At 60.8% G+C, this 26,384-nt stretch carries 25 protein-coding genes; 6 read left to right on the top strand and 19 right to left on the bottom strand.

Annotated features, from left to right (window positions below; all coding sequences use genetic code 11):
- Position 1 precedes the first annotated feature (1 nt).
- Entirely contained in the window at positions 2-1,504 is a 1,503-nt protein-coding gene (locus IPJ76_04460; GenBank protein QQR87485.1) for a polysaccharide biosynthesis protein, read from the top strand.
- Here the strand turns inward: IPJ76_04460 and IPJ76_04455 are convergent.
- Genes IPJ76_04455 through IPJ76_04445 form a run of 3 tightly spaced genes read right to left on the bottom strand, consistent with a single transcriptional unit; the run spans position 1,501 to position 6,191 of the window.
- Positions 1,501-2,562 carry a glycosyltransferase family 4 protein gene (locus IPJ76_04455; GenBank protein QQR87484.1) on the bottom strand — a complete coding sequence of 354 codons (1,062 nt, stop codon included), beginning with the start codon at positions 2,560-2,562 and terminating at the stop codon, positions 1,501-1,503. The genes IPJ76_04460 and IPJ76_04455 overlap by 4 nt on opposite strands.
- A 1-nt stretch (position 2,563) precedes the next feature.
- The gene (locus IPJ76_04450; protein ID QQR87483.1) at positions 2,564-2,989 is read right to left on the bottom strand and encodes a DUF2147 domain-containing protein; all 426 of its coding nucleotides are present in this window, start codon (positions 2,987-2,989) and stop codon (positions 2,564-2,566) included.
- A 4-nt stretch (positions 2,990-2,993) separates the two neighbouring features.
- Positions 2,994-6,191, bottom strand: coding sequence for a M1 family peptidase (locus IPJ76_04445; GenBank protein QQR87482.1), 3,198 nt, complete (start codon positions 6,189-6,191; stop codon positions 2,994-2,996).
- A gap of 56 nt (positions 6,192-6,247) precedes the next feature.
- On the opposite strand from IPJ76_04445, the gene IPJ76_04440 reads away from it, so the two are divergent.
- Positions 6,248-7,168, top strand: coding sequence for a polysaccharide deacetylase family protein (locus tag IPJ76_04440; GenBank protein QQR87481.1), 921 nt, complete (start codon positions 6,248-6,250; stop codon positions 7,166-7,168).
- Here IPJ76_04440 and IPJ76_04435 read toward each other — a convergent pair.
- The 3 genes from IPJ76_04435 to IPJ76_04425 are packed head-to-tail and all read right to left on the bottom strand — an operon-like array spanning position 7,165 to position 9,399.
- Complete coding sequence (locus IPJ76_04435; GenBank protein QQR87480.1) at positions 7,165-8,151, bottom strand: YihY/virulence factor BrkB family protein; 987 nt, start codon at positions 8,149-8,151, stop codon at positions 7,165-7,167. The genes IPJ76_04440 and IPJ76_04435 overlap by 4 nt on opposite strands.
- Positions 8,152-8,153: 2 nt before the next feature.
- Complete coding sequence (gene nadC / locus IPJ76_04430) at positions 8,154-9,011, bottom strand: carboxylating nicotinate-nucleotide diphosphorylase (protein ID QQR87479.1); 858 nt, start codon at positions 9,009-9,011, stop codon at positions 8,154-8,156.
- On the bottom strand, positions 8,998-9,399 hold the full coding sequence (locus IPJ76_04425; protein ID QQR87478.1) for a DUF4783 domain-containing protein: 402 nt from the start codon (positions 9,397-9,399) through the stop codon (positions 8,998-9,000). Before IPJ76_04425 ends, nadC begins: the two co-directional genes overlap by 14 nt.
- 85 nt (positions 9,400-9,484) lie before the next feature.
- Here IPJ76_04425 and IPJ76_04420 point away from each other — a divergent pair, with 85 nt between their 5' ends.
- Positions 9,485-9,946 (top strand): 23S rRNA (pseudouridine(1915)-N(3))-methyltransferase RlmH, encoded by a 462-nt coding sequence (locus IPJ76_04420; GenBank protein QQR87477.1) that lies wholly within the window; start codon positions 9,485-9,487, stop codon positions 9,944-9,946.
- Here the strand turns inward: IPJ76_04420 and IPJ76_04415 are convergent.
- Complete coding sequence (locus IPJ76_04415) at positions 9,940-10,815, bottom strand: class I SAM-dependent methyltransferase (protein ID QQR87476.1); 876 nt, start codon at positions 10,813-10,815, stop codon at positions 9,940-9,942. The genes IPJ76_04420 and IPJ76_04415 overlap by 7 nt on opposite strands.
- A gap of 36 nt (positions 10,816-10,851) precedes the next feature.
- Entirely contained in the window at positions 10,852-11,607 is a 756-nt protein-coding gene (locus IPJ76_04410; GenBank protein ID QQR87475.1) for a hypothetical protein, read from the bottom strand.
- 171 nt (positions 11,608-11,778) lie between these two features.
- Between IPJ76_04410 and IPJ76_04405 the strand changes: the two genes are divergently transcribed.
- The gene (locus IPJ76_04405; protein ID QQR87474.1) at positions 11,779-13,200 is read left to right on the top strand and encodes a hypothetical protein; all 1,422 of its coding nucleotides are present in this window, start codon (positions 11,779-11,781) and stop codon (positions 13,198-13,200) included.
- 36 nt (positions 13,201-13,236) lie between these two features.
- Here IPJ76_04405 and IPJ76_04400 read toward each other — a convergent pair whose 3' ends face one another.
- The 8 genes from IPJ76_04400 to IPJ76_04365 form a co-directional block, all read right to left on the bottom strand.
- The gene (locus tag IPJ76_04400; GenBank protein QQR87473.1) at positions 13,237-14,412 is read right to left on the bottom strand and encodes a glycosyltransferase; all 1,176 of its coding nucleotides are present in this window, start codon (positions 14,410-14,412) and stop codon (positions 13,237-13,239) included.
- The gene (locus IPJ76_04395; protein QQR87472.1) at positions 14,409-15,227 is read right to left on the bottom strand and encodes a glycosyltransferase family 2 protein; all 819 of its coding nucleotides are present in this window, start codon (positions 15,225-15,227) and stop codon (positions 14,409-14,411) included. The genes IPJ76_04400 and IPJ76_04395 overlap by 4 nt, the downstream gene beginning before the upstream one ends.
- 139 nt (positions 15,228-15,366) lie before the next feature.
- A complete protein-coding gene (locus IPJ76_04390; GenBank protein QQR87471.1) occupies positions 15,367-16,260 on the bottom strand; it encodes a UDP-3-O-(3-hydroxymyristoyl)glucosamine N-acyltransferase in 894 nt (297 codons plus the stop codon).
- A 6-nt stretch (positions 16,261-16,266) separates the two neighbouring features.
- Positions 16,267-16,899, bottom strand: a complete 633-nt coding sequence (locus IPJ76_04385) for a PIG-L family deacetylase (protein QQR87470.1) — start codon at positions 16,897-16,899, stop codon at positions 16,267-16,269.
- Between the two features lie 35 nt (positions 16,900-16,934).
- A complete protein-coding gene (locus tag IPJ76_04380; protein QQR87469.1) occupies positions 16,935-18,242 on the bottom strand; it encodes a hypothetical protein in 1,308 nt (435 codons plus the stop codon).
- Positions 18,243-18,308: 66 nt separating this feature from the next.
- On the bottom strand, positions 18,309-18,992 hold the full coding sequence (locus IPJ76_04375; GenBank protein ID QQR87468.1) for a hypothetical protein: 684 nt from the start codon (positions 18,990-18,992) through the stop codon (positions 18,309-18,311).
- The gene (locus IPJ76_04370) at positions 18,989-19,348 is read right to left on the bottom strand and encodes a hypothetical protein (GenBank protein QQR87467.1); all 360 of its coding nucleotides are present in this window, start codon (positions 19,346-19,348) and stop codon (positions 18,989-18,991) included. Before IPJ76_04370 ends, IPJ76_04375 begins: the two co-directional genes overlap by 4 nt.
- A complete protein-coding gene (locus IPJ76_04365) occupies positions 19,345-20,304 on the bottom strand; it encodes a polysaccharide deacetylase family protein (protein ID QQR87466.1) in 960 nt (319 codons plus the stop codon). Before IPJ76_04365 ends, IPJ76_04370 begins: the two co-directional genes overlap by 4 nt.
- 308 nt (positions 20,305-20,612) lie before the next feature.
- Here IPJ76_04365 and IPJ76_04360 point away from each other — a divergent pair, with 308 nt between their 5' ends.
- Positions 20,613-22,106, top strand: a complete 1,494-nt coding sequence (locus tag IPJ76_04360) for a hypothetical protein (GenBank protein ID QQR87465.1) — start codon at positions 20,613-20,615, stop codon at positions 22,104-22,106.
- Between the two features lies 1 nt (position 22,107).
- On the top strand, positions 22,108-22,968 hold the full coding sequence (locus IPJ76_04355) for a class I SAM-dependent methyltransferase (protein QQR87464.1): 861 nt from the start codon (positions 22,108-22,110) through the stop codon (positions 22,966-22,968).
- Between the two features lie 35 nt (positions 22,969-23,003).
- On the opposite strand, the gene IPJ76_04350 is transcribed toward IPJ76_04355, so the two are convergent.
- The 3 genes from IPJ76_04350 to IPJ76_04340 are packed head-to-tail and all read right to left on the bottom strand — an operon-like array spanning position 23,004 to position 26,302.
- Positions 23,004-24,338, bottom strand: coding sequence for a polysaccharide biosynthesis C-terminal domain-containing protein (locus IPJ76_04350; protein ID QQR87463.1), 1,335 nt, complete (start codon positions 24,336-24,338; stop codon positions 23,004-23,006).
- A 12-nt stretch (positions 24,339-24,350) separates the two neighbouring features.
- Positions 24,351-25,577: a glycosyltransferase gene (locus tag IPJ76_04345; GenBank protein ID QQR87462.1), complete on the bottom strand. Its 1,227-nt coding sequence runs from the start codon at positions 25,575-25,577 to the stop codon at positions 24,351-24,353.
- On the bottom strand, positions 25,574-26,302 hold the full coding sequence (locus IPJ76_04340; GenBank protein QQR87461.1) for a class I SAM-dependent methyltransferase: 729 nt from the start codon (positions 26,300-26,302) through the stop codon (positions 25,574-25,576). The genes IPJ76_04345 and IPJ76_04340 overlap by 4 nt, the downstream gene beginning before the upstream one ends.
- Positions 26,303-26,384: the final 82 nt, after the last annotated feature.

The following is a 26,384-nucleotide window of genomic DNA, read 5'->3' as shown; positions in this document are numbered from 1 at the left end:
GGTGAAGGCTTCAGCTCAACTGGCCCGGCAGACCGTGTTGAACACGGGACTTACCTATGCCGGACTGGTCTTGGGCTTCGTCAATGTGGCCGTCTTGTACCCGAGGTTCCTTCCTGATGATGAGTTCGGGTTGACACGGCTTTTGGTGAGCGTGGCCACTATTGGAGGGGCTATGGCGCAATTCGGCCTCGACAATACGATTGTCCGCTACTTCCCGTACTTCAGGGATCCGTCTTCACGGAACAAGGGCCTGCTTTCGGTCATTTTGTTGGTTGCCTCCCTGGGTGCTTGTGTAGCAATGTTGTGCATCGGTCTCTTGCATCCTTGGTTCACGGAGGTGTTCAGTGATCGGAACGGTCTGTACAAGGAGCAAGGGTTGTTCGCCATGCCTCTGCTCGTGGCAGAGGTTTTCTTTCTTGCAATGAGGAGCTACAGCCGGTCGCTTCGTCGGACTGTTGTACCGATGTTCCTGCGCGAGTTCCTCCTTCGGGTACTCCAAACGGCCCTGATCTGTGTCCACATCGTTGTTGGGCTGCCGTTCACGGCCTTCATGTTGTTGTTCGCGTTGACCTTTTTACTGTGTACCGGTTTTCTCGCATTCGATCTCTGGCGGAGTGGTGAGCGATTGGTGCCGCTTCGTGATATCCGTCTTCCATCCAGGTTGAAGCGGAGCATGGTCGTGTTCAGTTTCTGGACCGTGGCGGCGAGCGTTGCAAGCGTGGTATTGGGCAGTTTGGATCAAATGATGATCGGCGCGCTGCTTGGGGCCGAGGCACTCCGATACGTTGGCTATTACGCGGTGGCGTTCAATTTCGGAGCGGTGGTCTCGGCCCCGATGCGTGCACTTTCCCAACTCGCGATCCCCATCCTCGCCGATGCATGGAAGAAAAAGGATCACGATGCCATCCAGGTCATCTATGTGCGATCCGCTGCCGCGCAATTCACGGTAGGAGGGTTCTTGTTTCTGGTCATTTGGGTCGACTTGTCCGGTCTGTTCACGTTATTAAGGCCGGAGTTCATGGCGGGATATGGCGCGGCCTTGGTGATCTCGGCCACCAGTCTCATGAACATGGCCGTCGGGCTGAACGCAGGGATAATTACTATGAGCCGCCACTACCGCGTGGACAGCATCACCAGCGCCTTGCTGCTCGTGCTCAACGTGGTGCTCAACTGGTTCTTCATCCGCCGATGGGGCATCGAAGGGGCGGCGTGGAGTTCCTTCGTTTCGCTGGCCGTAGTGCTCATCATCCGCGTTGCGTACTTGAAGAAGAAGTTCGACCTGTGGCCGTTCACATGGCGAACGTTGCTGGTGCCGGTCCTCATCGTGGGGGTCGGGACGCCATTGCACATGCTGCCTTCCACGGGTTCTGCCTTGATCGATATGGTGCTCATCACCACGATCGCTACGGTTGTGTTCTGGCCTTTGGTCCATTGGGCGCGCCTTGCGCCCGACATCACCGATCGCGGGGTCCGATTCGCGCGCCGCTGGACAGGTCGCGCCTAGTTGCCCAAAACCACTTCCACCAGTTGCCGGGTGCGTGCTTCAAGTGGATATCCGGTGATGATGCGTTGCCGTGCAGCCTTGGACCTTTCCGTCCGCTGTTCCAACGAAAGCGCATCGAGCCCTTGCAGCGCAGCTATCACACTTCCTGCATCCCTCTTCATGACCACACCGCCGACGGTTCCACAGATGCGCGGCATGGCACCCACGTTGCTCACGATCGGAATGCACCCGCACAGCATCGCTTCGCACAATGCGTTGCCGAACCCCTCGCTCATGGAGAGCTGCGCGTAGTACCGCGCGGAGGACAGGCGCTTCCTCAGTTCATCCGGAGTGGACCACGCGACGAATTCCACGTTGGCCGGCGCGCCACCATAGGCTGCCGGGTCGCGTACGCCGATGATGATGAACGTCCATTCAGGCATTTCCCGTGCTGCGGCCAGAAGCAGGTCCACACCCTTCAGCTGGTGCACGGCATTCCCGGGTGCGGCCGGTCCCGTTATGCTCACTACACACCGCTCGAGGCGCGGAGAGGGAGATGCCTCCGGCCAATGCGTTGGGTCGAAGCCGTAGGGCACCTCGGTATGTGGCGTTGTAAGACCGGGGACGTGCGTTGCGATCCCTTGCCGGGCCGGTGATGACGGGTCGTAGGTCTGCACGCTTTCGATCAGGTGTTCACTGATGGGTAACAGGCGGTAGGCGTGGCGTGCTGCAAAACCAGTGGCCCAACCGAGGAGCGTTCTGTTGAAATTCCCATATCCGATCGCTGGTATCGAAGTGCAATCCGCCCCGGCCAGGATGATGGAACAGCGCTTGGCGAGCAGCGACGGCAGAACGGCATGGTAACCGCTGAAGTGGCAGATGCAGGGTGTTCGCATCGCTCCATTGCGCAAGAGCCATGCGAACTGCAACAACAGGCGCCATGGTAGCAGCCATTTCGGCCCCCGGAGAAGTTCGTGGGTGCGGACATCGAACTGCGCCCCGAGCTCCCGCACGTCGCGCGCGATGAACGTGGAGTTCTTCGGGTACAGATACAGTAGGACAGGCTTCAGTGCGGCCATGCTATTCCCTCACCCACGTCTGCGTCCTGAAGAAAAAGGCCACGTAGCCCCGCAATTGGAGCTTTCCATCCTCCAGCCAGATCTTGCAGTCGTATACACTCCCGTTCTTCGGGTCCAGGATGGTGCCGTCGCTCCATTCTTCTCCATCCCGCACGAGACCTCGTATGATCTCCATGCCGATCACCTTCTTGTTGTAGCGGTCGTCCTTCTTGTCGCATTCCTTGCATACCGGGTCCTGCTCCTCGTTCGGTTCGCGGAACAGCTTCACCACAGTGCCGTAGAGCTTGCCATCGCGCTCGGTGATCTCCACCACGCTGCGCTTCTTGCCTGTTTCGTCGTCAATGGTCACCCAGCGGCCGGTGACTTGTCCGAGCAACGCGGAAGAAATGCAGAGCAGGAAGGTCAGGAAGGTTGCGCGCATGGTCATTGGTTCAGAAGGTGCGGCCTATGCCCACAACGTAACGGAAGCCGAAGTGGTCCTCTTCCGCGGCAGGAACGGCGCTGAGGAAGAGTGGCATGTCGAAGCGGAGCGTGAGCGGTTTCAGGTCGGTGAAGCGCCACCAGCGTTTGATGCTGAGGCAAACACCTGCACCTGCATCGGCGCGTGGATCAGCGAGCACTTGGTTGTTGCTTGTGTTGAGGTAGGTGATGCTCCCGATGTCGCCGAAGAGATAGGCGTCGATGTGCAGCCAGCGTCGCGTGAACGAAGGCCGCAATGGGAACAGGCCGTCGATGTCCAATTCGCCGTTGAGCGCGTAGCCGCTGTTGCCGAAGTAGCTGTACACGATGGACGGCGCCTCACCCAGCCGCTCCGGTGCCAGGTAGCCGGCATAACCGCGCAGGTTCAACCCGCCGCCGTGCTGGAAGTGGTTCGTTCCAGCACCGTAGCCCAGCCAGTCGTACGGCACGAAGCCGATGCTGCGCACGTACTTGTCCTCCATCATCTCTTCGGGCGATGCACCGGCCAGATACAACGCGCTCTCACGTGGCACATCCCCTTCGCCGTACTGCCCGTGAACGCGGAGGCGGAGCTGCAATGGACCGAGTTGTTTGACCTCCACGGCAGTGGCGCTGATGGAACCGAAGTAACTCGCCGAGCCGATGGCGCTGCTGCGCGCACGCAACAGCACCGTCAGGTCACCACCGCGGTGCGTGAACCGGTCCCATAGTTGCGCGGTGGCAATACCGTTCCAAGCGTTCGGTTCCCACTGATCGGGGTATTGCAGGTAGGTGAGATCGCTGCTGTCGGCGCGCAGCATGTACTTGGCATCGAGTGAAACCGTGGTCGCCCGGCCGGGCAGGTTCCAGCGCAACCCACCGCCGTACAATTGGAGCCCGTCCAGCACACGCGCTCTCAAGTGGTAGCCGCTGCCGCGCAGCACGAAGTCGGTCGCATTGTCATAGCGCACGTTGAAGCTCAACGCGTCGTGCCGCGTGTCCACGCCACCGTCCGGGAGCGCTTGCCCGAAGCCTGTGTTGATCCATGCGCTGGCGTGGATGCGGTGCTTGTGCCGCATGTAAGAGCCGTTGAAGTGCGCGCCCACCTTCACGCCGTCGTAACCGTTGAACCAGGCGTCGGGCCGCACGAAGCCTTCATAGTTGTGGCGGTCCGTACGATTGCGGATGTGGTGGTCGAAGCCGATGTCGATCGGCTTGCGCAGGGCATTGTTCAGCATGTTGCGGTCGGCCATCATCCCGCTGGTGTCGATGCGCACATCGGCTATCCCGCTCGGTATGTCCACGTGCGCCACGTAGCGCTCTTGCAGTTTGTCCCAGCCGATCCAGCGTGGTAGCACAGTGGCCGTGGTGGCCTTCGTGTGCCATGTGTTCGGTATGTGGAAGTCGTACGTCTTCCCATCGCGCGCTAGCACTTGGAGATCAATGGGCATTTGCATGCCCTTGCGTTCCAGCACGATCCGTTGTTTGCCCTTGCGCCGGTTGTGTTGCACGCCGCGAACGGCATGGTCGATGGTCTTGTCCGTGCCGATCCATGCATCGAAGAACCAGGTTAGATCGACGTGCGTGGCTTGTGTGAAGCTGTTGCGCATGTCCTCCGGGTAGGGGTGGCAGAATTTCCATTGGTTGAAATAGTGCCGCATACCGTGCCAGAATAGACTGTCGCCGAGCACGTACTTCAGGTTGTAGAGCATGGTGGCGGTCTTGAAGTAGTTGTGCCCGCCGCCGCCCATGTGCTGGTCCTCGTAATACTGGTACTCGTCGCTGTGCGTATCGATGGGCGGCACTCCATTGCGCACGGCATCGCGCATGTAGCCGCTGTACACTTCGCTCTCGTGGGCGATCTCCGGCTTCGTCCAACGGCGCTCGTAGGCGGTCTTCGGCGTGTCGGCCACCAGGGTGTCTCCGTCGATCACGCTCAACCCCCATCCCGTGAGGAACTGCGTGAAGCCCTCATCGAGCATGGCCCTGTACGTCTCATTGTTCCCGATCATGCCGTAGAACCAGTTGTGGCCGATCTCATGAACGAAGAGGCCCCGATAATCCGGGTCGCTACCGCCGTCGAGCGTCAGCATCGGGTATTCCATGCCGTCCTGCGCATCGGCGACCACCATTTTAGGGTAGCCGTACATGCCGAACCACTCGCTGTGCGCTTTGATGACCTTGGCCGTGTACTCAGCAGCATTCTGCCAGCCGCTGCAATGGGGTTCTTGGGCCAAAGCCACGCAGCGCACCCCGTTCCATTGCGCCTCTCCGATCCGGTAGGTCGGGTCGGCCGTGAAGGCAAAGTCGTGCACGTTCTCGGCGTGGTAGCGCCACACCTTCCGCACCAGGGTATCGTGCGGTGTGATCTCGCTTGGTGCACTGTCCCATTCCTTGTCCTTGAAGTTGCCGATGTCGAGTTTCCGCCGGAGATCATCAGGCAACACCTGCTCGGGGTTCTGCAGCCAGCCCGTGGCTTCGATCACATAGTCCGCAGGGAAGTCGAGCGATACGTCGAAGCAGCCGAAGTCGCCGTACAGTTCATTGCCCAAGTGCTGTTGCGTGTCCCATCCCATTGCGCGGTCGTGCACGGCAATGCGCGGGTACCAGTGCGTGCCGTCGAAATGCTTGTGCCCCCATGCATCCACGAGCTTCATCCTGCGCGGCACACCGAAAGCCCAGAACGTGCTGAAGCGGATGTCGAACGCCACCTTGCCACCGGGAGGTAGCGGCTCGTTCAACCACACCTTCACCACGGTGTTGTCCTGCTCGGTCTTCAGGTCGGTGCCATTGCTCTTCCACTCGTGCACTCGTGTGCCTGCATAGGGCAACCTGTCGGCGCCGCGCAGGTCCCAGCCTTCAGCCTGCCGTTGCTGGAACGCATAGCTGCCCTTGTTGTAGGCCTCTTGGTACAGGTGGAAGAACACGAAGTGCAGCGTATCCGGGCTGTTGTTGAAGTACACCAGCCGTTCGGTGGCGTTCAACACGTTGCGCGAATCGTCCATGCGCGCCTCAATGGTGTAGTGCACATCCTGCTGCCAATACCCCTCGAAGGGCGGCCGGTTCCGCCAGTAGTGTGGATTGTCGGCGTTGCGGAAGGTGTTGGGCGGCCGCAACGGGTCGAAGCGCTGCGCGCAAGCGAAGGATGACCAACAAGCGAGGATAACCGGAAGGAGGTAGCTCGGGCGCATCAGGGGTCGGCACCGAATATATCGCGGCATCGGCAGGCACCTCGTTACTTGGTGGCGTGGTAAGGAACATCTACGAGGAGTGTTTGTCCTGGCGCCATCCGTGGGAGTGGTTCGATCGTGGCCGGTATGTGTTCTGTTTCCATGATGTAAGCCCCGACGGAGCGAGGCACCACTCTTCGCGCTATTCCACCACGCCCGCCCGCTTCGCCTCCCAACTGGCATACCTGGCCGCGCGTTTCCGGATACTGCCCCTCGACGATCTGCTGGCGGGAAGCGGCCCGACCGGTCGGGCTTCGGCGGCCATCACCTTCGACGACGGTTTCCGCAGCGTGCTCTCCGATGCACTGCCGGTCCTGGAGCACCATCGCATGCCGTTCACGGTGTTCGTCAATGGCGATGCGGTGCTGCACGACCGGAATTGGGTGACCGATCTGGTGCTGCACTCCGGTGGCACGGCCTTCGTGCGGGAGACGGTCATGGCCGCCGAGTGCGACCCGGCCATGGCCACGGATGCGATCGCGCTCATCATGGCCTCGGGGCGGTTCGGCCAACGCTGGGCGATGCGCCCGCACCCGCGGAACACGGAACGTGTTTTCCTGAACAGCGACGAACTGCTTGCATTGCACCGGCGAGGCGTGCCGATCGAAGACCATGGTTGGTCGCACACCGTGCTTTCGCGATCTGACGAGGCCACACTGACGGAGGAGATCACGGCCACCCGAGTGCTCATCGAGGACATCACGGGCCGCCCGCCCCGGCATTTCGCGATCCCTTTCGGCAAGAAGGAGCACTATGACAGAAGCATCATCGGCAGGCTCATGGGTCCCGGTGGATGTACCGTGCATTCATCGAACCCGGACCGCGTGCGGAGTTCGGCACCGGGCATGCTCGTACCAAGGATCATCGTGCAGAACGAAACCGTGCCTCAATTGGCGTTCCTGATCAACCGTACCCTGGTGCGCCGCATCGATCTCTAGTCGGTCGGCCTTTGCTGTTCAGGTGGTGTGCTGCGTTCAGGCACCACGCGCAACTTGTCCGTTCGCTCACGCCGTGCCTTGGCAATGCTCGTGTTCAGCTCGAAGCCGACCAGCAGCGCGATCATGTTGAGGTAGATCCACAGCTGCACGGCCAGGATCGCGCCGATGGACCCGTACAGCGCGTTGTAGTCCGTGAACTTCCCGAAGACCAACGCGAGCACTTTCGCGACCACGATCACCAGCAATGTGGCCAGCACCGATCCCGGGCTGATCAAGCGGAAACGCGTGCGCGTAGGGTCACCGGCGCTGTACAGCATGGCGATGCCCGAGAGCAGCAGCAGCAAGGGAAGGGCCCATTTCACCACGACCAAAGCCCCGGTCTGCAACCACCCCGTGACAATGCCCTTGGCGTTCAACCACTGGATCCCACCGGAGCTGAGCGTGAGCACGGCCATGGCCACCACCATCAAGAGCACGAACAACAACAACAGCACCAAACTGAGGATGCGCTGTTTCATGGGGCTGTGCCATGTGCTGAGGTTGCTGCTCCCGCTGAAGCCCGCCAGGATGGCGTCCATGCTGTTGCTCGCGAAATACAGCCCGGAGAGGAAACTGATGGACAGCAACGTGGCGTGCTTCTTCACCACAAGGTCGGTGAGCTGCGCTTCGATGAAGGTGTACACTTCCCACGGCAGAAGGTCCATGAAGGTGAGCATCAACTTCTCCTGGAAGTTCTCGACCGGGATGAACGGGATCAGCGTGAGCAGCATGATCAGCGCCGGGAAGAAGGCCAGGAACAGCTTGAAACTGATCGCGCTTGCTCGCGTGATCAAGTGACCTTCGCTCAACGCGGCGAAGAAGAACTTGCTCACCGAGTAGAGGCTGAACCCGTCGAAGCCCCAGAGGATGCGGCGCTGTGACCAGTCGATCACGCGCCGGTTGGCCCGCGAATAGAGCAATCGTCGCCGCAGTTTGGGCCACATCGTCACATGGCTTTCAGGCTGAGGTCGAGGCTGGGGACGGAGTGCGTGAGGGCACCCACGGAAATGAAGTCCACCCCGCATTCGGCGTACTGGCGTGCGTTGGCAAGGGTGATACCGCCGCTGGCTTCCGTTTCGTACCGCTTGGCGATCAGCTGCACGGCTGCCCGCAACGTGGGGAAGTCGTAGTTGTCGAGCATGATGCGCTGCACACCGCCGGCATCGATCACCTGCTGCACCTCCTTCAGGTTGCGCGTTTCCACTTCGATGGGCAAGGCCAAGGAACGCTGTGCCATGTATTCCTTGACGCTCGCAATGGCCTGTGCGATCCCTCCCGCCATATCGACGTGGTTGTCCTTGATCATCACCATGTCGTACAGACCGGTGCGGTGGTTCATGCCGCCGCCCAACCGCACGGCCCACTTCTCGATGTGCCTGAGGCCGGGTGTGGTCTTGCGGGTATCGAGGACATTGCAGCCGGTGCCCTCCACGGCCTCCACGAACTTGCGTGTGAGGGTGGCGATGCCGCTCATGCGCTGCATGAAATTGAGCACTGTGCGTTCGGCTATCACAATGCTCCGTGCCGGTCCGCTCAATGTGAAGGCCACATCGCCGGGTGTGACCAGGGCCCCGTCGGTAATGAGGGTGCGCATGTGCAGGTCCGAATCCACGTGCCCGATGATGTGTTGGGCGAGTTCAACCCCGGCAAGCACGCCGGATCCTTTCACCAGAAGGCGTGCGCTACCACGGGCCGAAGCAGGAATGGTGCCCAGCGAAGTGTGGTCACCCTCGCCGATGTCCTCGGCCAGTGCGCGCTCCACGAGCTCTTCGGTCCCCGGTGGCAGCACGTCAGAAGCCGTCATTCCCGGTTTCGATGCGCAATTGCTTCACCTGTAGCACCTCGCCGGTCTTCTTCAGGAAGAACGTCACACGGAAGTAGCCTTTGGCCGTGCGCAAGATGCCGATGTGGTACTTGTCCCCTTGCTTGCTTTCGCCGCTGTGCTCGATCACCATGTCCACGGGTTGCTGCTCGTCGAAGAACTTCCGCAGGATCTGCTCCGCCTGGGTCTTGCTGTAGATCTCGCTGCCACTGGGCGTAGTGAGGTCGATGTTGGCGATGAAGTGCTGTGCGAGCAGCTTGCTGTTGCCGGTCTTGAGGGCTTGCACCACTTGGTCTTTCACCGTGGCCTGCCCGAAGGAGACCAGCGGAAAAAGGGTGATGAGGATCGTACAAAGCACGTTGCGGAGCATCGCGCGGTAGGTTTGGCGCCAAGTTCGGCAAAGACCGGGCCACCCGGTGGGTGGTGCAGGGCCGAAGTTGTCAACACGCAAGAGCATGCAGATCCGCTTGGTCATGGTAGGCAGAACCGAGCGCGGCTTCGTGGCGGACGGACTGGCGCACTATGCCCGGCGCATTGCTCATTCGGTGCAGTTCAGCATGGTGCACCTGCCGGAGGCCGGTAAGGGCGATGCCGCGTTCAAGAGCCGGTGGGAAGGAGAGCGTATACTGGCCGAGTTGCAACCGGGTGAGGTTGTGGTGGCATTGGACGAACGCGGCAAGCTGCTTTCGTCGCCTGCCTTCGCGTCGCACTTGGGCAGGTGGCGCGATGCAGGCAGGCACCGCATAGCGTTCATCATTGGTGGTGCGTACGGATTGACCGACGAAGTGCGGTCCAGGGCCGATCTCGTGCTCGCGGTGTCAACGATGACGTTTCCGCATCAACTCGTCCGTGTGCTCTTCGCGGAGCAACTCTACAGGGGACTTGCCATCCTAAAAGGCAGCCCCTACCATCACTGAACCGGTTTCACGTAGAGCGCTTTCAGGGAATCGCCAGTTCCGGTCAGATCGAGCAGTCCGTCCGCGGCCTTCTTCGCAACGCGCAACCACGGCTTGCCTTCTATGGTCCGCCGCAGTTGTTCATCACTGCTGAGGCCGCTGGCGGCTTGGCCCGTGCCGCCGTGCGACCTTTTCAACCGGGTAATGCTCAGCCCCGTGGTGCGGAGGGACACCCGGCGCAGCCCCAACCCCGCCAACGCCCGGTGCAGGGTGGCCGGAGTGAAGAACGAAATGTGCTCGGGGTAGTTGACCACGTTCCAAGTCCCGCGGTTCAGCCATTTGCTGATGGAATTGAAATTGGGCGTGGTCAGGTACAGTGCTCCGCCAGGACGCAACAGGTCCACCATGGCACGCAGGTCCTGCTGGGGCCATCGCAGGTGCTCGATCACTTCGATGGACACCACCACGTCAACGGACCCCTTTGGCCAAGTATGATCAAGGAGCGGCCCGCAATGCATATCGATCCCGCGCGCACGGCATTCTTCCACAATGGCCTGATCGAACTCCGTTCCGCGGCATTGCCAACCGGCCGCTTTGGCCTGGTCGAGGAACAGCCCACCACCAGCGCCGACGTCGCACAACACACCGGTGGACCGATACGCTTCGAACCGGTCCAACAGTTCAACGTACCGTATTCGGGTCACCGGTGACAGGTCCCGGATCATGGTGTAGTTGCCGTAGAAAGCCAAGAGCTCCGCGTCGGTAGGTACTCGATGACTGAACCAGAAGCCGCAGGCCCTGCACTGCACGAGGTGGTGGGCAGCGTACAGTTGCGATCGTTCGAAGTGGCCGGCGTTGCACAGAGGACACGCCGAGTGGTGGTCGGGCATTCGGCCAAGATAGGCGCGGGGCAACGGGCCGGGTTTTCAGCGCACGATCACTTCGTCGATGCCCCCGATGTGGGCAGCCGTGTGCGAGAAGGAACTCCAATACGATCCGAGCACCTTTCGAGTGCGTGCCAATGCATAGAGCTGCACCACGGCTTCCTCCATGCCGGCCAGCGTGCCGCGCTCCGTAGGCCTCATGTCCGTGACCACGCGGTCGCCGAACCGGTCCAGCATCGAACGCTTTGACGCGTGGCTGTCGCTCGCCAGGTAGAAGGTGGTGGCCGGATCGGCCTCCACGGCCGCTAGCATATGCGCCACGAAGCGCTCATCGGTGCTTACCGCGATGGACTCCACATTGTCCGTGCGCCTGATGTGAACCCCGATGGTGGTGTTGGTGAACCGGTCCGCCACCTCCTCGATCCGCTGACGCAGCCGCGCCACAGGCAAGAACTGTGCGTAGCGCGGTGCCGTTCCGAAGAACCGGCTCACATTGGCAATGCGCACCGGGCCGTGGGCCAGTCCTGCACCGTCCATCCCGATGTCCTTCACCAATTCCTCGTGCATATCGAAGTGGTAGTAGGCCCCACCGGTAAGCCTGCGCCACGCCGAGCGCAGCATCGGATGCCGGCCCCAACGCAGCAGGGCAGAGGCGGCGATACCGAGGTGGTCGGACATGCGCACTCCGGGGACCGGTTCGAAAAGATCATGGAAGCGCGCGGCCAGGCCCGGTTCGGGCGCCCATAGCACCTGTACTGGCCGGTGCAGCATTTTGCCCAGGACCATGGCCGAGTCCATTGCCCGCATACGATTGCACAGGCCGCTTCGCGGAACGACGATAATGGGTGCGGCTACGGCCATTACAGGGCACAAGCGTAAGCGATCAGGGCGTGCGTTCGCCGCGATCGCCGTTCCTTCGCCATTGCTGGAACGCTTGAACGCGCCAGGCCCAGAATCCGCGCGACACGCATGATCCGTACCGATTACCAAGGATTCATTGCGATCCAAGCGTGGGAGTATGTGCTCATTCCGGTCTACCTGTTGGTCCTGTACATGATCGCAAGTAGCCGCAAGAACCGGCACATCAAGCGGCAGCCGGAGTACGCGTATTACCTGTTCGGCATGTATGCCAAGGTCGTCGGAGGTCTCATGTTCGGGATCATCTACCTCTACTACTACGGTTACGGTGATACGGTGAGCTACTTTGAGAGTGCCCGTGCGCTTGTCAACGTTTTCTATGACGATCCCATCGCCTATTTCAAGCTCGTGCTGGGCCCCATGGATTGGGATCTCTACAATGAGACCTTCGGTTACAGCACCGGGTGGGTCGTGGGCTGGTTCTACGAGGACCCGCGTTCCTACATGGTGGTGCGCTTGATCAGCCCGTTGATGATCATCGCGTTCCGGAGCTACTTCCTCACAACCATACTCGTGGCCTATGTTTCCTACGAAGGGGTGTGGCGGCTGTACTTGATGTTCGTACGGTACTATCCGGCCTTGATGAGGCCACTGGCCATCGGTGTACTGTTCATTCCCAGTACCGTTTTCTGGGGCAGCGGCATCATGAAGGATCCCTTCACACTTGCCGCCACCGGTTGGTACGTTTCGTACGTTGATATCGTGCTCGTTCGGCGCAACTTCAAGCTGCGGGCCGTGGCAGGGGCTCTGATCGCAGTGTGGTTGTTGCTTTCGCTCAAGCCGTACATCTTCATGTTGCTGTTCCCAGGCACCATGTATTGGGTGTTCAACGACCGCATCCGGCGGATCCGCAACCTGCTCGTCAAATTCGTCGTGCTGCCCGGGGCTACGGTGGGCTTCATCACGGGCAGCCTTTACGTGCTGAACCGTCTGGGCGGCACCTTGGGTAAGTTCTCCTTGGACGAAGCGCTCCAAACGGCGGCCACCACCTCGACCTATTTGCGCAGCGATATGGTCGGCGGCAACAGCTTCAACATCGGCGAATTCGACCCAACGTGGCAGGGTGCCCTGAGCAAAGTGGTACCGGCAACGCTTGCCGGCCTGTTCAGGCCCTACTTGTGGGACGTGAACAACATCGTTATGCTTTTCAGTGCATTGGAGAACACGTTCCTCATGGTGTTGGTGCTGCAGTTGTTGTGGCGCACCAAGCTCATACGCTTGGGCTATGCCATCTTCCGCGACCCCCTCGTTGCATTCTGCATTCTTTTCTCGCTGTGCTTCGGCTTCATGATCGGCTTCACCACGTCCAACTTTGGTTCCCTGGTACGGTTCAAGATCCCCATGCTGCCGTTCTTCCTGTCGGGGCTTTACATAGCCATCAAGCTCTACGCGGTGCCGAAGGCCCAGCGGGCAAAGGCCGAGCGGCAGCGTGGTGCCGTGCGGGTCCTTATGGGAGGGAGACGATCGGCCTGATGGCCAGGTGCCGGAGCGGCGCGACCGTACGGCACTTCAGAAGAGCGTCCAGTAGACTTCGCGGGCCAGGTCCAACGATTTGTACTGCCGGGCCAGTTCGGCCATTTTCGTGCGGTATGCGGGGTCCATCACAATGCGATCGAGCACCTGCAACGCCTCGTCCAAACGCTCCAAGGCCGGACCATGAACGCTGCCGCCGATGCCTTGCCGCAGAAGGCGGTGGTCGTCGGCCACGAGGTCGGTCATCAGGATCGGAAGCCCGTTCGCCCAGTACTCGCCGTTCTTCACCGGGCATTGGTAGAGTTTGATGGGTGCCGGTTTAATGGGGCTGAAGGCGATATCGCCGGCCGACAGGTAAGAGGGGACATCCTGGTGCTGCACGCTCAGGACATGGAACCGCGATAAGTCGATGCCTGCGGCGCGCGCCCGCCCATTGATCCACTCCCTGGCCATCGGCGAGAGCACGATGATGTGCGTTCCGTTCAGCCGCTCCATGGCCCGCTTGAAGATGACGAAAGCCTCTTGATCGAAATAGAGCCCGCCGAACTTGCCCACATAGATGCCCACGCACGCATGCTCGGGTATGCCCAGTTCGGCACGGCGCCGCGCTCGATCGGTCGCGTTGAACCGGAACCGTTCCAAGTCGGTAATGCTGGGAATGACGGAGACGCGCTGCGCGTCCACCCCGGATGCAATGAGGTCGTTGCGATGGTTGTGGGTTACGGTGATGACGCGCTGTGCGTGTTGTACTTGCAGCCTCTCATAATGCCCGAAATAGCGGTACCGCAGACCGCCTTTGGGCCATACACCGCATTCGGCCATGTATTCGCTGTGCGGTTCGAAGGATTCGACCACGTAGGGAAGCCCGGTGGCCGTATGGACCATGTGCGCGAAAGCCCCGGCCATGGAGCCTTTTGCGAACACCAGATCGTAGCCGCCGTTGCGTGCTTCCCGGATCAGTTCCCTCCGGCCACGCACGATCAGTTCCACTTTGGCCAGGGTGTTGTTGAGCCACTGCCGCGGATGGAGCGGCCTGTGCTCCACCCCCGGCATGCTGAACGGTCGCTCTTCCAACCGGTCTCTTGAGGTCTCGAAGGTGTAGAGCACCACTTCCGCTCCTTTTTCCTGCACCATGATGGGCAGGTACGGATAGATGGCGGCAGCGGTGAGCGGATCGCTCAGGCTCCAGTAACTGATGTAGAGGATCCTCATGCGAACGGCGCAGGTCGATGCTCCAACCGGACCTTCAAAGCGTTCAGTGGTTGCGCCCTCTTCAGGTAAGAACGCCACATGATGCGCTTGATCTTCTGCCACATGGCATCCACAACGCGTTGTTCTGGCGGGTCGGGGAGGTTGGGCACAGCACTCACCAGTCCTCGATAGCCGCGGTGCAGCCCTCCAAGGTCGTTCATGGCCGAGGTGTGGCCTTTGCGGTATTTCAGGACCGGGTTGTCCGTGTACGTGTAGCGGCCGTCGCGCGCAATGCTGATCAGGAAGAGCAGGTCCTCGGCATGGGTGAGGCGCTCATCGAAATGGTATTCCCGGCCGGGCACCCGGCGTATGAGCCATGTGGTGGCGAAGAAGCAGGATGAGCTCAGTTGGAGCAATGGCGCATAGGGGACACCACGGTAGGTGGGCCGCCACTCGGCGACAATGGTGCTCATATGGGCGTCGGTCACTTGCACCGTCCCGTCCACGAAGCTGATCCCCGGATCGGCCAATAGCTCATGGAAGCGCGCCGAAATGCTGCCCGCAGGCATGGCATCGTCAGCATCCATGAAGCAGAAGAACTGGCCGCGCATCTGCTCCAAGGCCTTGTTGCGAGCCGCGCTAACGCCCTGCCGCGGCTGGTGCAGCAACCGGACGCGATCATCGTTGAACGACCGGACCACCGCCGAAGTGCCGTCGGTGCTGTTGTTGTCCACCACGAGCAGTTCCAGGTCGCGATGGTCCTGCGCCAGCACGGAAGCGATGGCGTTGCCGATGTAGCGCTCGGCATTGAAGGCGGGCATGATAACGCTGATCATGCCGGTGTTGATGGGTTGCGGAGCCTGCCCCATCCCCGCAACATATCCGGTATCAGGTGCATTTGGCAAGGACCAATGACGGTCCGTGCGGTGACAACGGCCAGCGCTCGTGCACTGGAATGGTCGGCCGGTTGACTGTTCATCGGCCTTGCATTGGCCTTGCCGGATTGCCCGCCACGACAGTCCCATCGGCCACATCCTTCACCACCACGGCTCCCAGGCCCACCGTGGCGTTGTCGCCCACGTTCACCTTGTTGCGGATGGCGGCGTTGGGTGCGATCCATGCGTTGCGGCCAACCTTGCAACTGCCCGCCACCATGGCATGGGCGATCACCAGGGAGTTTTCCCCGATGACGGCATTGTGCGCGATGTGCACCAGGTTGTCCACCTTCACGTTGCGCTCCAGCACGGTGTTGCCCAAGCCTCCGCGGTCAATGCAGGTGTTGTTCCCGATCTCCACATCATCGCCGAGCACAACGCTGCCCATGTGCGGCATCAGCACCTGGTCCCCGTTCGCATCGGGCTGGTAGCCGAACCCGGTGCCGCCGATGGTGCAGTTGCACCCGATCACCACCCGTTTGCCGACCTGCACCGCGTTCAGCAGAACGGAATTGTGCCCGATGATGGATCCATCGCCGATCGCACAGCCTTCATCCACCACCACGTTGTGCCCTATGTGCACGTCGCGGCCGATGGTGGCGGAAGGATGAACGATGGCACTGGGCGATCTGAACGCCACGCGCGGCCGTGGTGGATGCAGCAGGTTGAACACGTCACGGAAGGCCCCCCGCGGATCCTTGCAACGGATGAAGTGCACAAGGTCTCCACTCGGCAAAGGCGCAGCGTCCGCAGGAACGATGACCGCCCCTGCCTTCAATGAGGCCAACTTCGGAACGTTCGCCATGTTGCACCAACTGATCACGTCAGGGCGCGTATTGCCGGGATCCAGGGGAACCGCAGCATTGATGACCGCATCGGGATCACCGATCAGCTCCTCGTGCACCAGCTTGCCCAGCAGTTCGCGGATGGTCATGGTACTTCAGATCAGCCAACGCACCACGTCGAAGCACTCCGCGTATTGCGCGCCGATCTGTACGCCGCGGGTGCGTGCCAACGCCCGGATGAACTCCTCGTTCGCATAGGGCCTGTGGGCCTGGCTCTTGTACTCGGCCAGGGCGCGCACCTTGCGTTCCACATGCTCTTCGTTCAACAGGCAGAAAGACGAGCTGTTGAACGTGAGGTTGTTCCATGGCACTTCGTAGGCCAGGATGCTGCAGTGCTTGAACGCGCGGATGCCTTCTTGGGCGATCGTGTGGTGGTCCTGGTGGATGTCGTTCAAGGATGGCATCAGTACGATGTCCGGTTTGATGTCCGCCCGCAACGCAATGAGCTTCTCCAGGATGTCCTGGCGGTGGTAGTTGAACGTGCGTACCTGATAATCGAAGAGGATCAACCGATCAGCTGCCAAGCCCAGCACCTTCGATGCCGCCTTCACTTCGGTGATGAGGATGTCCGACGGGAGCGTTGGCAGAACGCTCTGTTGGCAGGCCGAGAAAGCGGCGCAATGCACGTCGTTGCCTTGCTCGATGAGCTTGGCCATGGTGCCACCGCACCCGAACTCCCCATCATCGGTATGCGGGGCCAGTACCAGCACGCGTTTGTTGGCGATCATCGGATGCGAATATGGCGCTTCGAACGCGCGGTGGGTCACTTGGTATTGAACTCCGCGTGCCAGGCCCTCAGTTGGGCCGCCATGGCTTTCATGTTGCGGCCGTAGTCGAAGCGCTGCAGTTCGGTAGGGTTGGGCTCGATGGTCCACATAAGGCCTTGCTGCCATTGCGTTGCGCGGTGGTGCAGGATGTCGGCCAGGGCTTCAACGTTGTTCGCGATCGCGCCGGTGCGTGTCGTGGCAACAGCTTCCGATTCCAGGTCGGCCTTCTTGATGAACAACAGGATCGGTCTTCCGCAACCGAGGTACTCCAGGAACTTCACGGGCAGGCCGCCTTGGTGGTCGTCCGGTGAGATGTGCAGCACGGCGTCGGCGGTTTGCTGTGCCAGCATGGTTTCATCGCGGCCCAAGCGCGGCAGCAAGCGGATCATGCCGGTCCGCTCACCGAAGGTCTTAAGGTCCCCGAGCAGCGCGTCGCTCTCGCTCACCGCCCCGTACAATGAAATGCACAGGTGCTTTGCCAGCGATGGATCGCGCTCGCGGACAAGGTCCAATGCCCGCATCACTCCGTACCAATCCTGCTGGGCGTACACACGCCCTGTGTAAACGATGTTGAACTGCTCCCGCCGTAGATAAGGCTGCGGGCGCAACAACGGGTCGAATCCGCCATGGAAAACCGCCCCTCGTTGCACGCCGGTGGTGAGCCTTGCGTTGTCGAGCAGCGGGGCACTGATGGCCGTAAGTGCGAAGGCCCGTCCCGGCCAGCGACGCTCGGCGCGTTCCATCTTCCGCTTGCGCAGCCACCCGCTCAGTCCGGTGCCGAACTGCGTGAAGCCTTGCAGGTGCAACGTGGGTATGCGCAGCGTCCAGGGGTCGCGGTAGTCGGCGACGAAGAGGGCGCTCCAGCGATCGACCAGCTTGGCCGCCAACCTGAACGGATACCAGCTGGGGCAAGTGGCCAATACGATGTCGTAACGCCCCAGATGCTGCTCCACTTCCTCCGGCAGGATGTCCCACCGGTCGATATGGCCCTCGGGCAACAGTAGATCGGCGGCGATGCGCACCAGACCGTGCCCCGGCTTGCCTTGGTGGCTCCAGTAGAGCTTGGCCAACCAGCGTTGCCATGCGGACAAGTCGCGCTGCACGGTGGTTTTGGGCGTGCGATAGACCTCTATGCCGCTTGTGTCGGGCAGCCATGGCTGCGCTTCGCCGATGTCGGTGGTAAGGACGCCTACGCGGTGGCCATCATCGGCCAACGCCCGCGCCAAGTAGTAGGGCCTTCGGGCGCCCGTGCCGTTCACCGGCGGGAACTGGTAGCAGAGGATGAGGATGCTGGGCGGCGCCACGGGCTGCAAGTAATCATGCTACCGACGGTCCGCCGAACACGGGCAACGGTCTTTTTCGACCGGCATCTACCGATGGAATCCTTGCGTCCACAACGCGCCGATGTGCCAGCGGTCAATGGTTGCATCCGGGATATCGGTCTTCAGAACGAACGCCATTCCCGGGTTGACGGTGACCTTGGAAGCGAAACGATCGCTCAATGCCGCCCACAGACGTTCGAAGAGTGGATCCTGCTTGTTCGCGAAGGCGCGAAGCACACGCCCCGGCGCCTTGTGCTCCAAAGCGATCTTGTCCAGCAGCGCCTTCAACGATCCGGTGTCAGAAGCAATTGCTTCCGCCAAGTGAACAGTGCTCGGGTCACGATGGTCCTTGCCGATCACCGCGAATCCCAATAGGTCTCCGGACCCACCACGCATCGCTATGTAGCCGTATCCGATGTTCGGGTTCGTGTCCATGCGCCAGGCCCGGAACTGGACCGAGAGGTGCAAGTGGATACATCGGGGGCCTGCGACATGCCGAAAGAGCTGTGTGATCTCGGCATCCGACGGCAAGCTGTTCTCCCACTTGATGTCCTTCCGGGTTTCGTGCCGCTTGAAAGCGAACGGCAAGTAGGCCAGGTAGGACCGCAGAAATCGCGCGGCGGAGCGCAGCGAACGTACGCTCTGCACCGAGGGCCGGTACAGCATCGAGGTGGTTTCAACCATATCGTCCTCGAAGACCTGGAAGCCGAGCCGGTTGCGCCAGACTTTCACGCAGGGGTGAATCCCCAGCAAGTATGTGTCCCAGCCTTCGCGCATAGGTCCAGGCCAAGCGCATAGGAGTCCGTGAAAACGCTCGTGCCCCGTTTGGCAGGAACCAGGAAACTGTGCTCGCTCTTGACCGTGGGCACTATTGCTCCGTTCACCATCAAACCATGCGGCAAGAAGCTCTGGGTGCAGACTATTTCCTCCAGTTCTTGGCCGGTTATGAAGATCGCAGGTTGGGGTATGCCCTCGAATTGCCAACGGTAGCCGTCAGGGTTCATCCTGTCGTTCACGTTCGCGATCAGGAACGGCAGGAGGCTGTCCTGGTCTTTGAGCGGATCGATCCGCGCGATGGCAACGCTCATGACCGTTCTGCCAAAAGTTCATCCAGGAGTCCTTCCATCTGGCCGAAGTAACCTGCCGAGATCCAATGCTCCAACAACTGGGTGCCTGTGGCGAACCATGCCCCTCTGTCCTTGAGTTTCCTGACGAGTTCGGCGTAGGTGGAGTACGGAACAAGCGGAAACCCGTTGTGCCAGAGCAACGTGAGAACACCCTGGCAGCTTTCCACTTCATCCACCAACCGCCAAAAGGTTGATAGCGCCTGCTCATAAGGCAAGCGCATGTACTCGAACAAGGACCTCTCCATTACAGCCAGGGGAAGTTCGGCGATGCCGGTCCGTTTTCCCGTTGTTTGGTTGAACGGGTGGTAGGGGTAGCACAAGCCGCTCCTGAATCCAATGGATTCGGACCAACCGAGCCTAGTGTCATAGGTGAACCCTGCTTGCTCAAGAAGATGCCACGTATCCGGCACCCTGAAGCGCAAGTAGTGGCCTCGATATCCGGCAACGGCCTTGCCTCCCAGCGCGGTCTTCAATCGGCCCATTTCTTCAGAAAGCACGGCAGCGCTCGCATAGGCCTTGTGTCCACCATGCAGGCCAACCTCACACCCCGCGCGGAGAACCGCACCAATTTCACCGGCTGCGTAGGACAAGTCGAAGTTGAAGTCTTCGTCACCGGGCTTCAAGGCAAGGAAGTAGAACGTTGAGGTCACGTCCATACGCGACTCGATCTCCAGCAGTGGGTTCAGCGCATGGACGGGATCCACTCCTCCGCTCAGTAGAGCCCTGAGGTTCTTTCCGTCCATTGGTCGATGGCCACGCCGCATGGTGCCGAACAATTCGCGCCTGGTGGTGTGCAATAGGTCCACATCGTGGCTTAGGCACACGGCGAACTTGCCGCCGTTCGGGTACGAAGGCCGGAAGCCGCGTTCGAACAGTAGTTTGGAGATGTGGGGACTTGCGTATCCGGTCCGTCCCATGCACCTAGTGGCGTTCGGTCCCATGCATCGCGTTGGCCAACAAGTCTTTCCCAAGCTCCAGAGTACAAGTCCAGCAATGCCGCTGCGGAAGTCATGGTGGAAAGATGGTGCTGAATAGGGACACTTTATCCAAGCTGTGCCGCGATTGTTCGGTTGTGCGGTCACTGGACCATGGACCAGCGCAGTGACGATCGATCGATCGCCGAGTTGCTCGATCACTACTTAGGGCCGATACCCTGAGAGCGCGTCCGTGCGCATCGTTTATTTGCCCGCCCGTCGCGCAACCCACACCGGGCATCGCCGTCGTGATGGTCGTATCCGGTACTGTGCAGCACAATTGGCGTTTCCACACCCTTGGCCTTTTGGCCACGTTGCTCATCAAGGGCCTCATCTTCATCTATTTCATCATCGACTTCGGTGGCTTGATGCCTGACGGGCACTTCGCCCAGTGGATGGACGATAGCCCGGGGTACGTGGGACCGGTGGATGAACTCCTGGAGCACGGCCAAGTGTTCGACGATCACCGCATGCCGGGCTATGCACCGCCGTTGCTTGTGTTCCGAGCGGTGCTGCCGCGCTTGGCCGCGCACGATGCCATGGTGCTGCTCCAACTCGTCTTCGGGTGCCTGGCAGCTTGGGCCTGTACAGTGATCGTGCTGTGGCTCACGCGATCCAAGCTGTGGACGGCACTGGCCTTCGTCATCTCGTGCACGGCCATGTTCCATTCGCGCTATGAGCTGCAACTGATGACGGACAGCTTTTGCGCTTCCGCCACCACGCTGGCGGTGTTCAGTTTGTTGGCGCACTTGCGCTCCGGTCGCAGAGCATGGTTGTGGGTTGCGGGCCTCATGCTCACATGGGCCATCTTCCTGCGGCCCATCTACGCTCTTCTCTTCCCTTGCTTGGGCTTGTTGTTGTTGTTGCGCAAAGGCCATACCTGGCGCCTGAGGTTAGGCCATGTGCTGCTGTTCGTCCTACCATGGCTGGTCATCGATGGTGCCTGGGTGGTGCGCAATTACAAGGTGTACGGCGAGGTTCGGCCGCTGACGAACGGGTTGTACAATCCGACGTTCCTGAAAGGTTCCTATTACGCCATGCTGCAGTTCGTGACGGCGTACGGCGGCAACAACAACTACTGGGATCCGCAGAGCGACCTACGCTTCTACGGTTTGTACGAACAGCGCCCGCCCGGCATGGCACCGTTGCCGCGGGTGGACAAGGAGCCGCCGGAATACATCTACACCTCGGAGTACAACCGCGACAGCCTGCTGTTGTTCCGTCCGCTGTTCGAGCACCGTTACGACACTGCTTATCCCCAGGTGAAGCAGGACAGCCTGCGGGCCTTGGTGTGGGAGCGGGCCATGCGATACCGGGCGGCCTTCGTGGAAGAGCATCCTTTCCGGTACCACGTCTGGTCGCGGGTCGTTCTCGTGGGCCACTTGCTCAACCACTCAGGCAGTTCGCTCATCTTCCAGAAGGCCTGGCCCGAGATGGCTTGGTGGGAACGCGGTATCAAGCTTTACCAGAGCGGGTTGTACGTGTTCGCGGTTGCGCTGGGCATGATCGGCGGGCTCGTACTGTTGTGGTTCAACCGCCGCGATACGGCCTACCTGATGCTGGTGGGCACGGTGGTGTACGGTGTCCTGATCCACTCCATCGCCATGCGCCTGTGCGAGATGCGTTACTTGGTGCCCACGTTCCCGCTCACGCTAACGGTGGCCGTGCTGGCGGCTCATGCGTTGTGGGCGAGGTTCAGCAATAGATCACGCAAGGCAACGCACTCCGTACGAGCAGGGAAATAGCATGGGATTCAATCACACTGGCACCAAGCTGCTGATCCATGCGAAGGCGAAGGGACTGTCCTTCGGCAGGACGGTGATGATCGGAAGGCAGGGATTGCACCTGAGCGCGGAGGTGCTTCAACGCAACCTCGATGACTTCGGCTTGGGCCATCTGAATGCTGAGGAGATCATCACGGGCGAGAAAGGATACGCCGAGCCGTTCCTGAAAGCCTTGGGCGCAACCGCGGTGGACTCGTTGGATGCTTCACCCTACGAGCAGGCAAGTATCATCCATGACATGAACCTGCCGATGGACGGCGAGCACAAGGGTGCGTTCGATACGGTCATAGATGGCGGCTCACTGGAGCACATTTTCAATTTCCCGGTCGCCATCCGGAACTGCATGGAACTGCTGAAGGTCGGTGGCCACTACCTCGGCATAACACCCGCCAACAACTTCTTCGGGCACGGGTTCTACCAGTTCAGCCCCGAGCTTTACTACAGGGTGTTCTCCAAGGAGAACGGGTTCGAAATGACCAGGCTGCTTTTCTTCATCGATAGGCCCGGGGCCGATTGGTACGAAGTGAAGGACGCGGACGAGGTGCGGGAGCGCGTTACGTTGGTCAACGGACATCCATCCTATCTGTTCGTCATGGCCCGGCGAACGGCGGCGAAGCAGATCTTCGCTGTAGCGCCACAACAGAGCGATTACCAGAACATGCTTTGGAAGGACGGACATGCGACCATTGGCCCCGACAGCCGCGGTTTGTTGGTGCGTGTGATGGATCGCTTGGCCAGGTTATGGCCCGATGCGAAGGTCTCCGGCACCAAGCCGATCGGCGTTTCCAATGCGCAGCACTTCAGGAAGGTCACGTTCAAGTAGAGGGCGGTCCAGTCTCAGGCGCCGATAGCCCAGGCCTATTGCGCACCTGACTTCCACGATGCGTAGTTCCTGAGGAGCCGGATGTCATCGGCCTTCGGCAGGAAGAGATCGTGCACAGGAATGCTGAGCCGGAAGCGGATCACCAGCAGCACGACCACGAGTATGGAAGCATAGGAAACGGTGCTGGCCAGAGCGGCTCCCGCGATGCCCCAACGGGGAATGAGCAGGAGATCGAAGGTGATGGTGAGCACCGCGCCCACGATCGTGGCGTAAAGGCTGAAGCGTTGCAAGCCACCATGCACCACCAAAGTGCTGAGCAATTTGGCGGAAGCGCTGCACACAATGCCGGGGAGCAGCAGCTGCAAGGCCAACACGGATCCTCGGAACACTTCGCCGAACAGCAGCGGAACGACCCAATAGGCCGTCGCGCACAGCAGGAGGGAAAGCAGCAGCACCGCAGTGAAGTTGAGCCTGGCGATGGCCTTGTACCGCGATAGCATTTCGTCTTTCACCTGTCCGAACAGGAAGGGCTGCACCACGCGCGTGAGCGGCTCGGGGATGTAGAAGAGCAACTGGGCCACGCCCACGGCCACGGCGTACAAGCCGAGCTCAGCGGCGCCGTGGTAGTTGTCCACTACCCATACATCGAAGCGGTAGTTGATCAGGTTCACCAAATGGCTCAGGTGGGCCACCAACGAAAATGCGAGGATGGGCCGGAGCGTGGTCCAGGACCGCACTGGCCATGGAGCGATCCGTACGTGATGAACGTAGAGCCCAATGGAGACGCATGACTGCAACACCAGCGCGGCGCTGGTCACGAACAGCACGGTGGGCAGCATATCCGTCGGCGCCACCTTGTGGCGGAACCAGTAGAGCAGCGCGAAGCCCGTCGCACTGAGGCCAGCGTTCAACAGGCTCAATCCGTTCAGTGCCTTGAACTTCTTCAGTCCGAGCAGGACGGAGGAAATGGCGATGTTCACCAAGCCCAGCATCACGGTGAGGTAGATGTACCCCAAATAGCCCCAGTGCGTGCGACCGTCGGGCAGGAGGAACGGGCTCAGTTCCGAAGATCCTGAAACGATCAGTAGCACGATGGGTACCAGGCCCATGTTCAAAAGCAGAAGGCTCGCTGCCGTGCCGATGCTGGCGCGCGCCTCCGTGTCGGACCTGGAGGTGTAGTAGATGATCGCGAAGCCCAGATTGAGGCCGAACAGCATGGTGAGCAGCGCTGCATTGTTGGTGAGCAACGCGTATTCGCCGCGGCCGACATCGCCCAACAGGCGTGTCATGGCCAAGCTGGCACCGAAAAAGAGCACGAGGGTGGGGGCCTGCGTAAGGAAGGTGTAGAAGATCCCCCGTTTCAACGACATGGCAGTGCTCGATCATGCGCCGAGCGGCGCAGGTGCAATGCTATCATACACGGCGATGATCCGCTGCGCCACACTGGGACCGCTGAACCGCTCTTCGGCACGCGCGGCGATGCTTGCCCTGTCGAAACGCCCGGGATGCTCCATGATGTTCAGCAGCGCTTCCGCAAAGGCCTTCGGATCGCTTGGCGGGCAAAGCACGCCGTTGCTGTCATCGACCAGTTCGGGAACGCCGTTCACAGCATGGCTCAGCACAGGAGTGCCGCAGCACAGGCTTTCAAGTATGATGCACGGCAGGTTCTCCGCTTTGGTGGGGTGAACGAGCAAGTGCGCCTGCGCAAGGAATTCCGCAAGCCCGGGTTTCGGAAGACGCCCATGGAAGTGCATGATCCCCTGTGCAACGAACCGCGCAGCGGCGTTCCGCACCGGTTCGATCAGGTCACCATCCCCGATCCAATCGATGCGCAACCGTGCTTTCACATCGTCCGGCAAGAGATGAAGGGCGGCAAGGAACAGCCCCGGGTCTTTGTTGCCCGACCAGTAGGCTGCCAGAACAATGCGGAACGGCGGCGACGTTGCCACCGCGCGTGGTCGGAAGCAGGGAGCCGAGATATTGGGCACAACGCTGATATCGCCCGGTGGCACGCCATAACCTTCAACAAGGGTCTTCGCAAGATCGCGCGATACGGGCAGGACCGCCTTGATGGAAGGATCGGCGAACCAGCGGCGCATGCGGTGCCGGAACTTCGTTTGTTCCGCCTCGCCCCAGAAAGCCGCACCGTTGTGGTAGAACGTGCTGTGCTCCGTGACCACCACAGGCCACTTGTTCTCGCGTGCGACCGGTAGCAGGTTCCCCGTCATGGGCGTGTGTACATGGATGTGCGCCACGCTGAACGTGAACCGGTCGCTCAACCGCGTGATGGCCCTGCGGTAGGCCATGCGCACCAGCCTGTCGTGAACGCCGAAACGTCGCACGGGAGCCGTGATATGACCGGTGAGCACGACGATGCCATCCTGCACCGACTCGTCGAAACGGATGCTGAACGGCGCGATGCGGCGTGTGAAGGTCAGATGCACCACGGCGCTGGGCCGCAACTTGCCTACTGCCACCGCGTGCTCCCGAACGAAGATGCCATCGGATGGGTGGTGGATCCCCGGCCACCAGCCCGCAGCAACGAACACTGCATTCTGCGCTGGGCCACGCCTCATGCCCGATCGGTCGGTGACCGGCGTTACGCTCATGCTGCGCCCGGGTCAACAACGCGCCCACGGAGCTTCGCTATGCGGCGTCGAAGCCTCAATGCCCAGCCTGCCGGGGCATGCACGGGGGTGAAGGGCAGATCGTTGCGGTAGTGCTTGGCCACCAGCACTGCGGCATCGGGTCCGTTGGTCCAAAGGCTGTAGTGCTGCACATGATGCAAATAGAGCCCGGCGTTCCCGACATGTTGGGCCACAGCGGCCAAGTGCAAGGGTTGATCGATCACCTGGAGCAGGTCGGGACGATGGCGATGGTTCCATTCCAGGTATTGCGCCGAGGGTATGTTGATCACCACGCAACCGTCCGGCGCCAGCAACTGCGCGATCTTCCCGAACAGCACCCCATGGCTTTCCATGGGGATGTGCTCCAGCACATCGGGCAGTACGATCACATCGAACACGCCGGCAACGGGCAGGCTGATGATGTCGCCCAACAGGAATTCCACGTTGGGGGCATTGGCCAAGCGCTTTTTGGCCAGGTCCACGCTCCGCGGACTGATGTCGTTCGCCACGATGCGGCCCCTCTGTACGGCAGCAGCGATGAGTTCGGTCTGCGTACCCACGCCGCATCCGATCTCCAGCACCTGCGAGGTGTTGCCCATCCCGAACTGCAGCAACCAGTCCATGATACGCATGTGACGATGGTTGATGCCATGCCGCACCTGGCGCTCGGCATATTCATCGTAGAAATCGCGGACACTTTCGCTCATCGATCGAACCGTTCAGGACGCCCGGCAGGCAACATCAAAATAGTGGACGATCCGGGGAGCAAAGGTTGCCGAATGCCGGGCT

Source organism: Flavobacteriales bacterium (assembly GCA_016699575.1).
GTDB lineage: Bacteria > Bacteroidota > Bacteroidia > Flavobacteriales_F > PHOS-HE28 > PHOS-HE28.
This window is presented reverse-complemented; position numbering and strand designations above follow the sequence as displayed.

Bases quoted from the DNA above. Each gene is read 5' to 3' on its own strand.
- IPJ76_04385 (QQR87470.1), bottom strand. From the start codon at position 16,899: ATGATCGCCAACAAACGCGTGCTGGTACTGGCCCCGCATACCGATGAT.
- IPJ76_04395 (QQR87472.1), bottom strand. From the start codon at position 15,227: ATGATCAGCGTTATCATGCCCGCCTTCAATGCCGAGCGCTACATCGGC.
- IPJ76_04360 (QQR87465.1), top strand. From the start codon at position 20,613: ATGGTCGTATCCGGTACTGTGCAGCACAATTGGCGTTTCCACACCCTT.
- IPJ76_04365 (QQR87466.1), bottom strand. From the start codon at position 20,304: ATGGGACGGACCGGATACGCAAGTCCCCACATCTCCAAACTACTGTTC.
- nadC (QQR87479.1), bottom strand. From the start codon at position 9,011: ATGACGGCTTCTGACGTGCTGCCACCGGGGACCGAAGAGCTCGTGGAG.
- IPJ76_04410 (QQR87475.1), bottom strand. From the start codon at position 11,607: ATGGACTCGGCCATGGTCCTGGGCAAAATGCTGCACCGGCCAGTACAG.
- IPJ76_04350 (QQR87463.1), bottom strand. From the start codon at position 24,338: ATGTCGTTGAAACGGGGGATCTTCTACACCTTCCTTACGCAGGCCCCC.
- IPJ76_04415 (QQR87476.1), bottom strand. From the start codon at position 10,815: ATGCCCGACCACCACTCGGCGTGTCCTCTGTGCAACGCCGGCCACTTC.
- IPJ76_04340 (QQR87461.1), bottom strand. From the start codon at position 26,302: ATGAGCGAAAGTGTCCGCGATTTCTACGATGAATATGCCGAGCGCCAG.
- IPJ76_04370 (QQR87467.1), bottom strand. From the start codon at position 19,348: ATGAGCGTTGCCATCGCGCGGATCGATCCGCTCAAAGACCAGGACAGC.
- IPJ76_04445 (QQR87482.1), bottom strand. From the start codon at position 6,191: ATGCGCCCGAGCTACCTCCTTCCGGTTATCCTCGCTTGTTGGTCATCC.
- IPJ76_04390 (QQR87471.1), bottom strand. From the start codon at position 16,260: ATGACCATCCGCGAACTGCTGGGCAAGCTGGTGCACGAGGAGCTGATC.
- IPJ76_04400 (QQR87473.1), bottom strand. From the start codon at position 14,412: ATGAGGATCCTCTACATCAGTTACTGGAGCCTGAGCGATCCGCTCACC.
- IPJ76_04435 (QQR87480.1), bottom strand. From the start codon at position 8,151: ATGTGGCCCAAACTGCGGCGACGATTGCTCTATTCGCGGGCCAACCGG.
- IPJ76_04405 (QQR87474.1), top strand. From the start codon at position 11,779: ATGATCCGTACCGATTACCAAGGATTCATTGCGATCCAAGCGTGGGAG.
- IPJ76_04420 (QQR87477.1), top strand. From the start codon at position 9,485: ATGCAGATCCGCTTGGTCATGGTAGGCAGAACCGAGCGCGGCTTCGTG.
- IPJ76_04425 (QQR87478.1), bottom strand. From the start codon at position 9,399: ATGCTCCGCAACGTGCTTTGTACGATCCTCATCACCCTTTTTCCGCTG.
- IPJ76_04355 (QQR87464.1), top strand. From the start codon at position 22,108: ATGGGATTCAATCACACTGGCACCAAGCTGCTGATCCATGCGAAGGCG.
- IPJ76_04450 (QQR87483.1), bottom strand. From the start codon at position 2,989: ATGACCATGCGCGCAACCTTCCTGACCTTCCTGCTCTGCATTTCTTCC.
- IPJ76_04345 (QQR87462.1), bottom strand. From the start codon at position 25,577: ATGAGCGTAACGCCGGTCACCGACCGATCGGGCATGAGGCGTGGCCCA.
- IPJ76_04455 (QQR87484.1), bottom strand. From the start codon at position 2,562: ATGGCCGCACTGAAGCCTGTCCTACTGTATCTGTACCCGAAGAACTCC.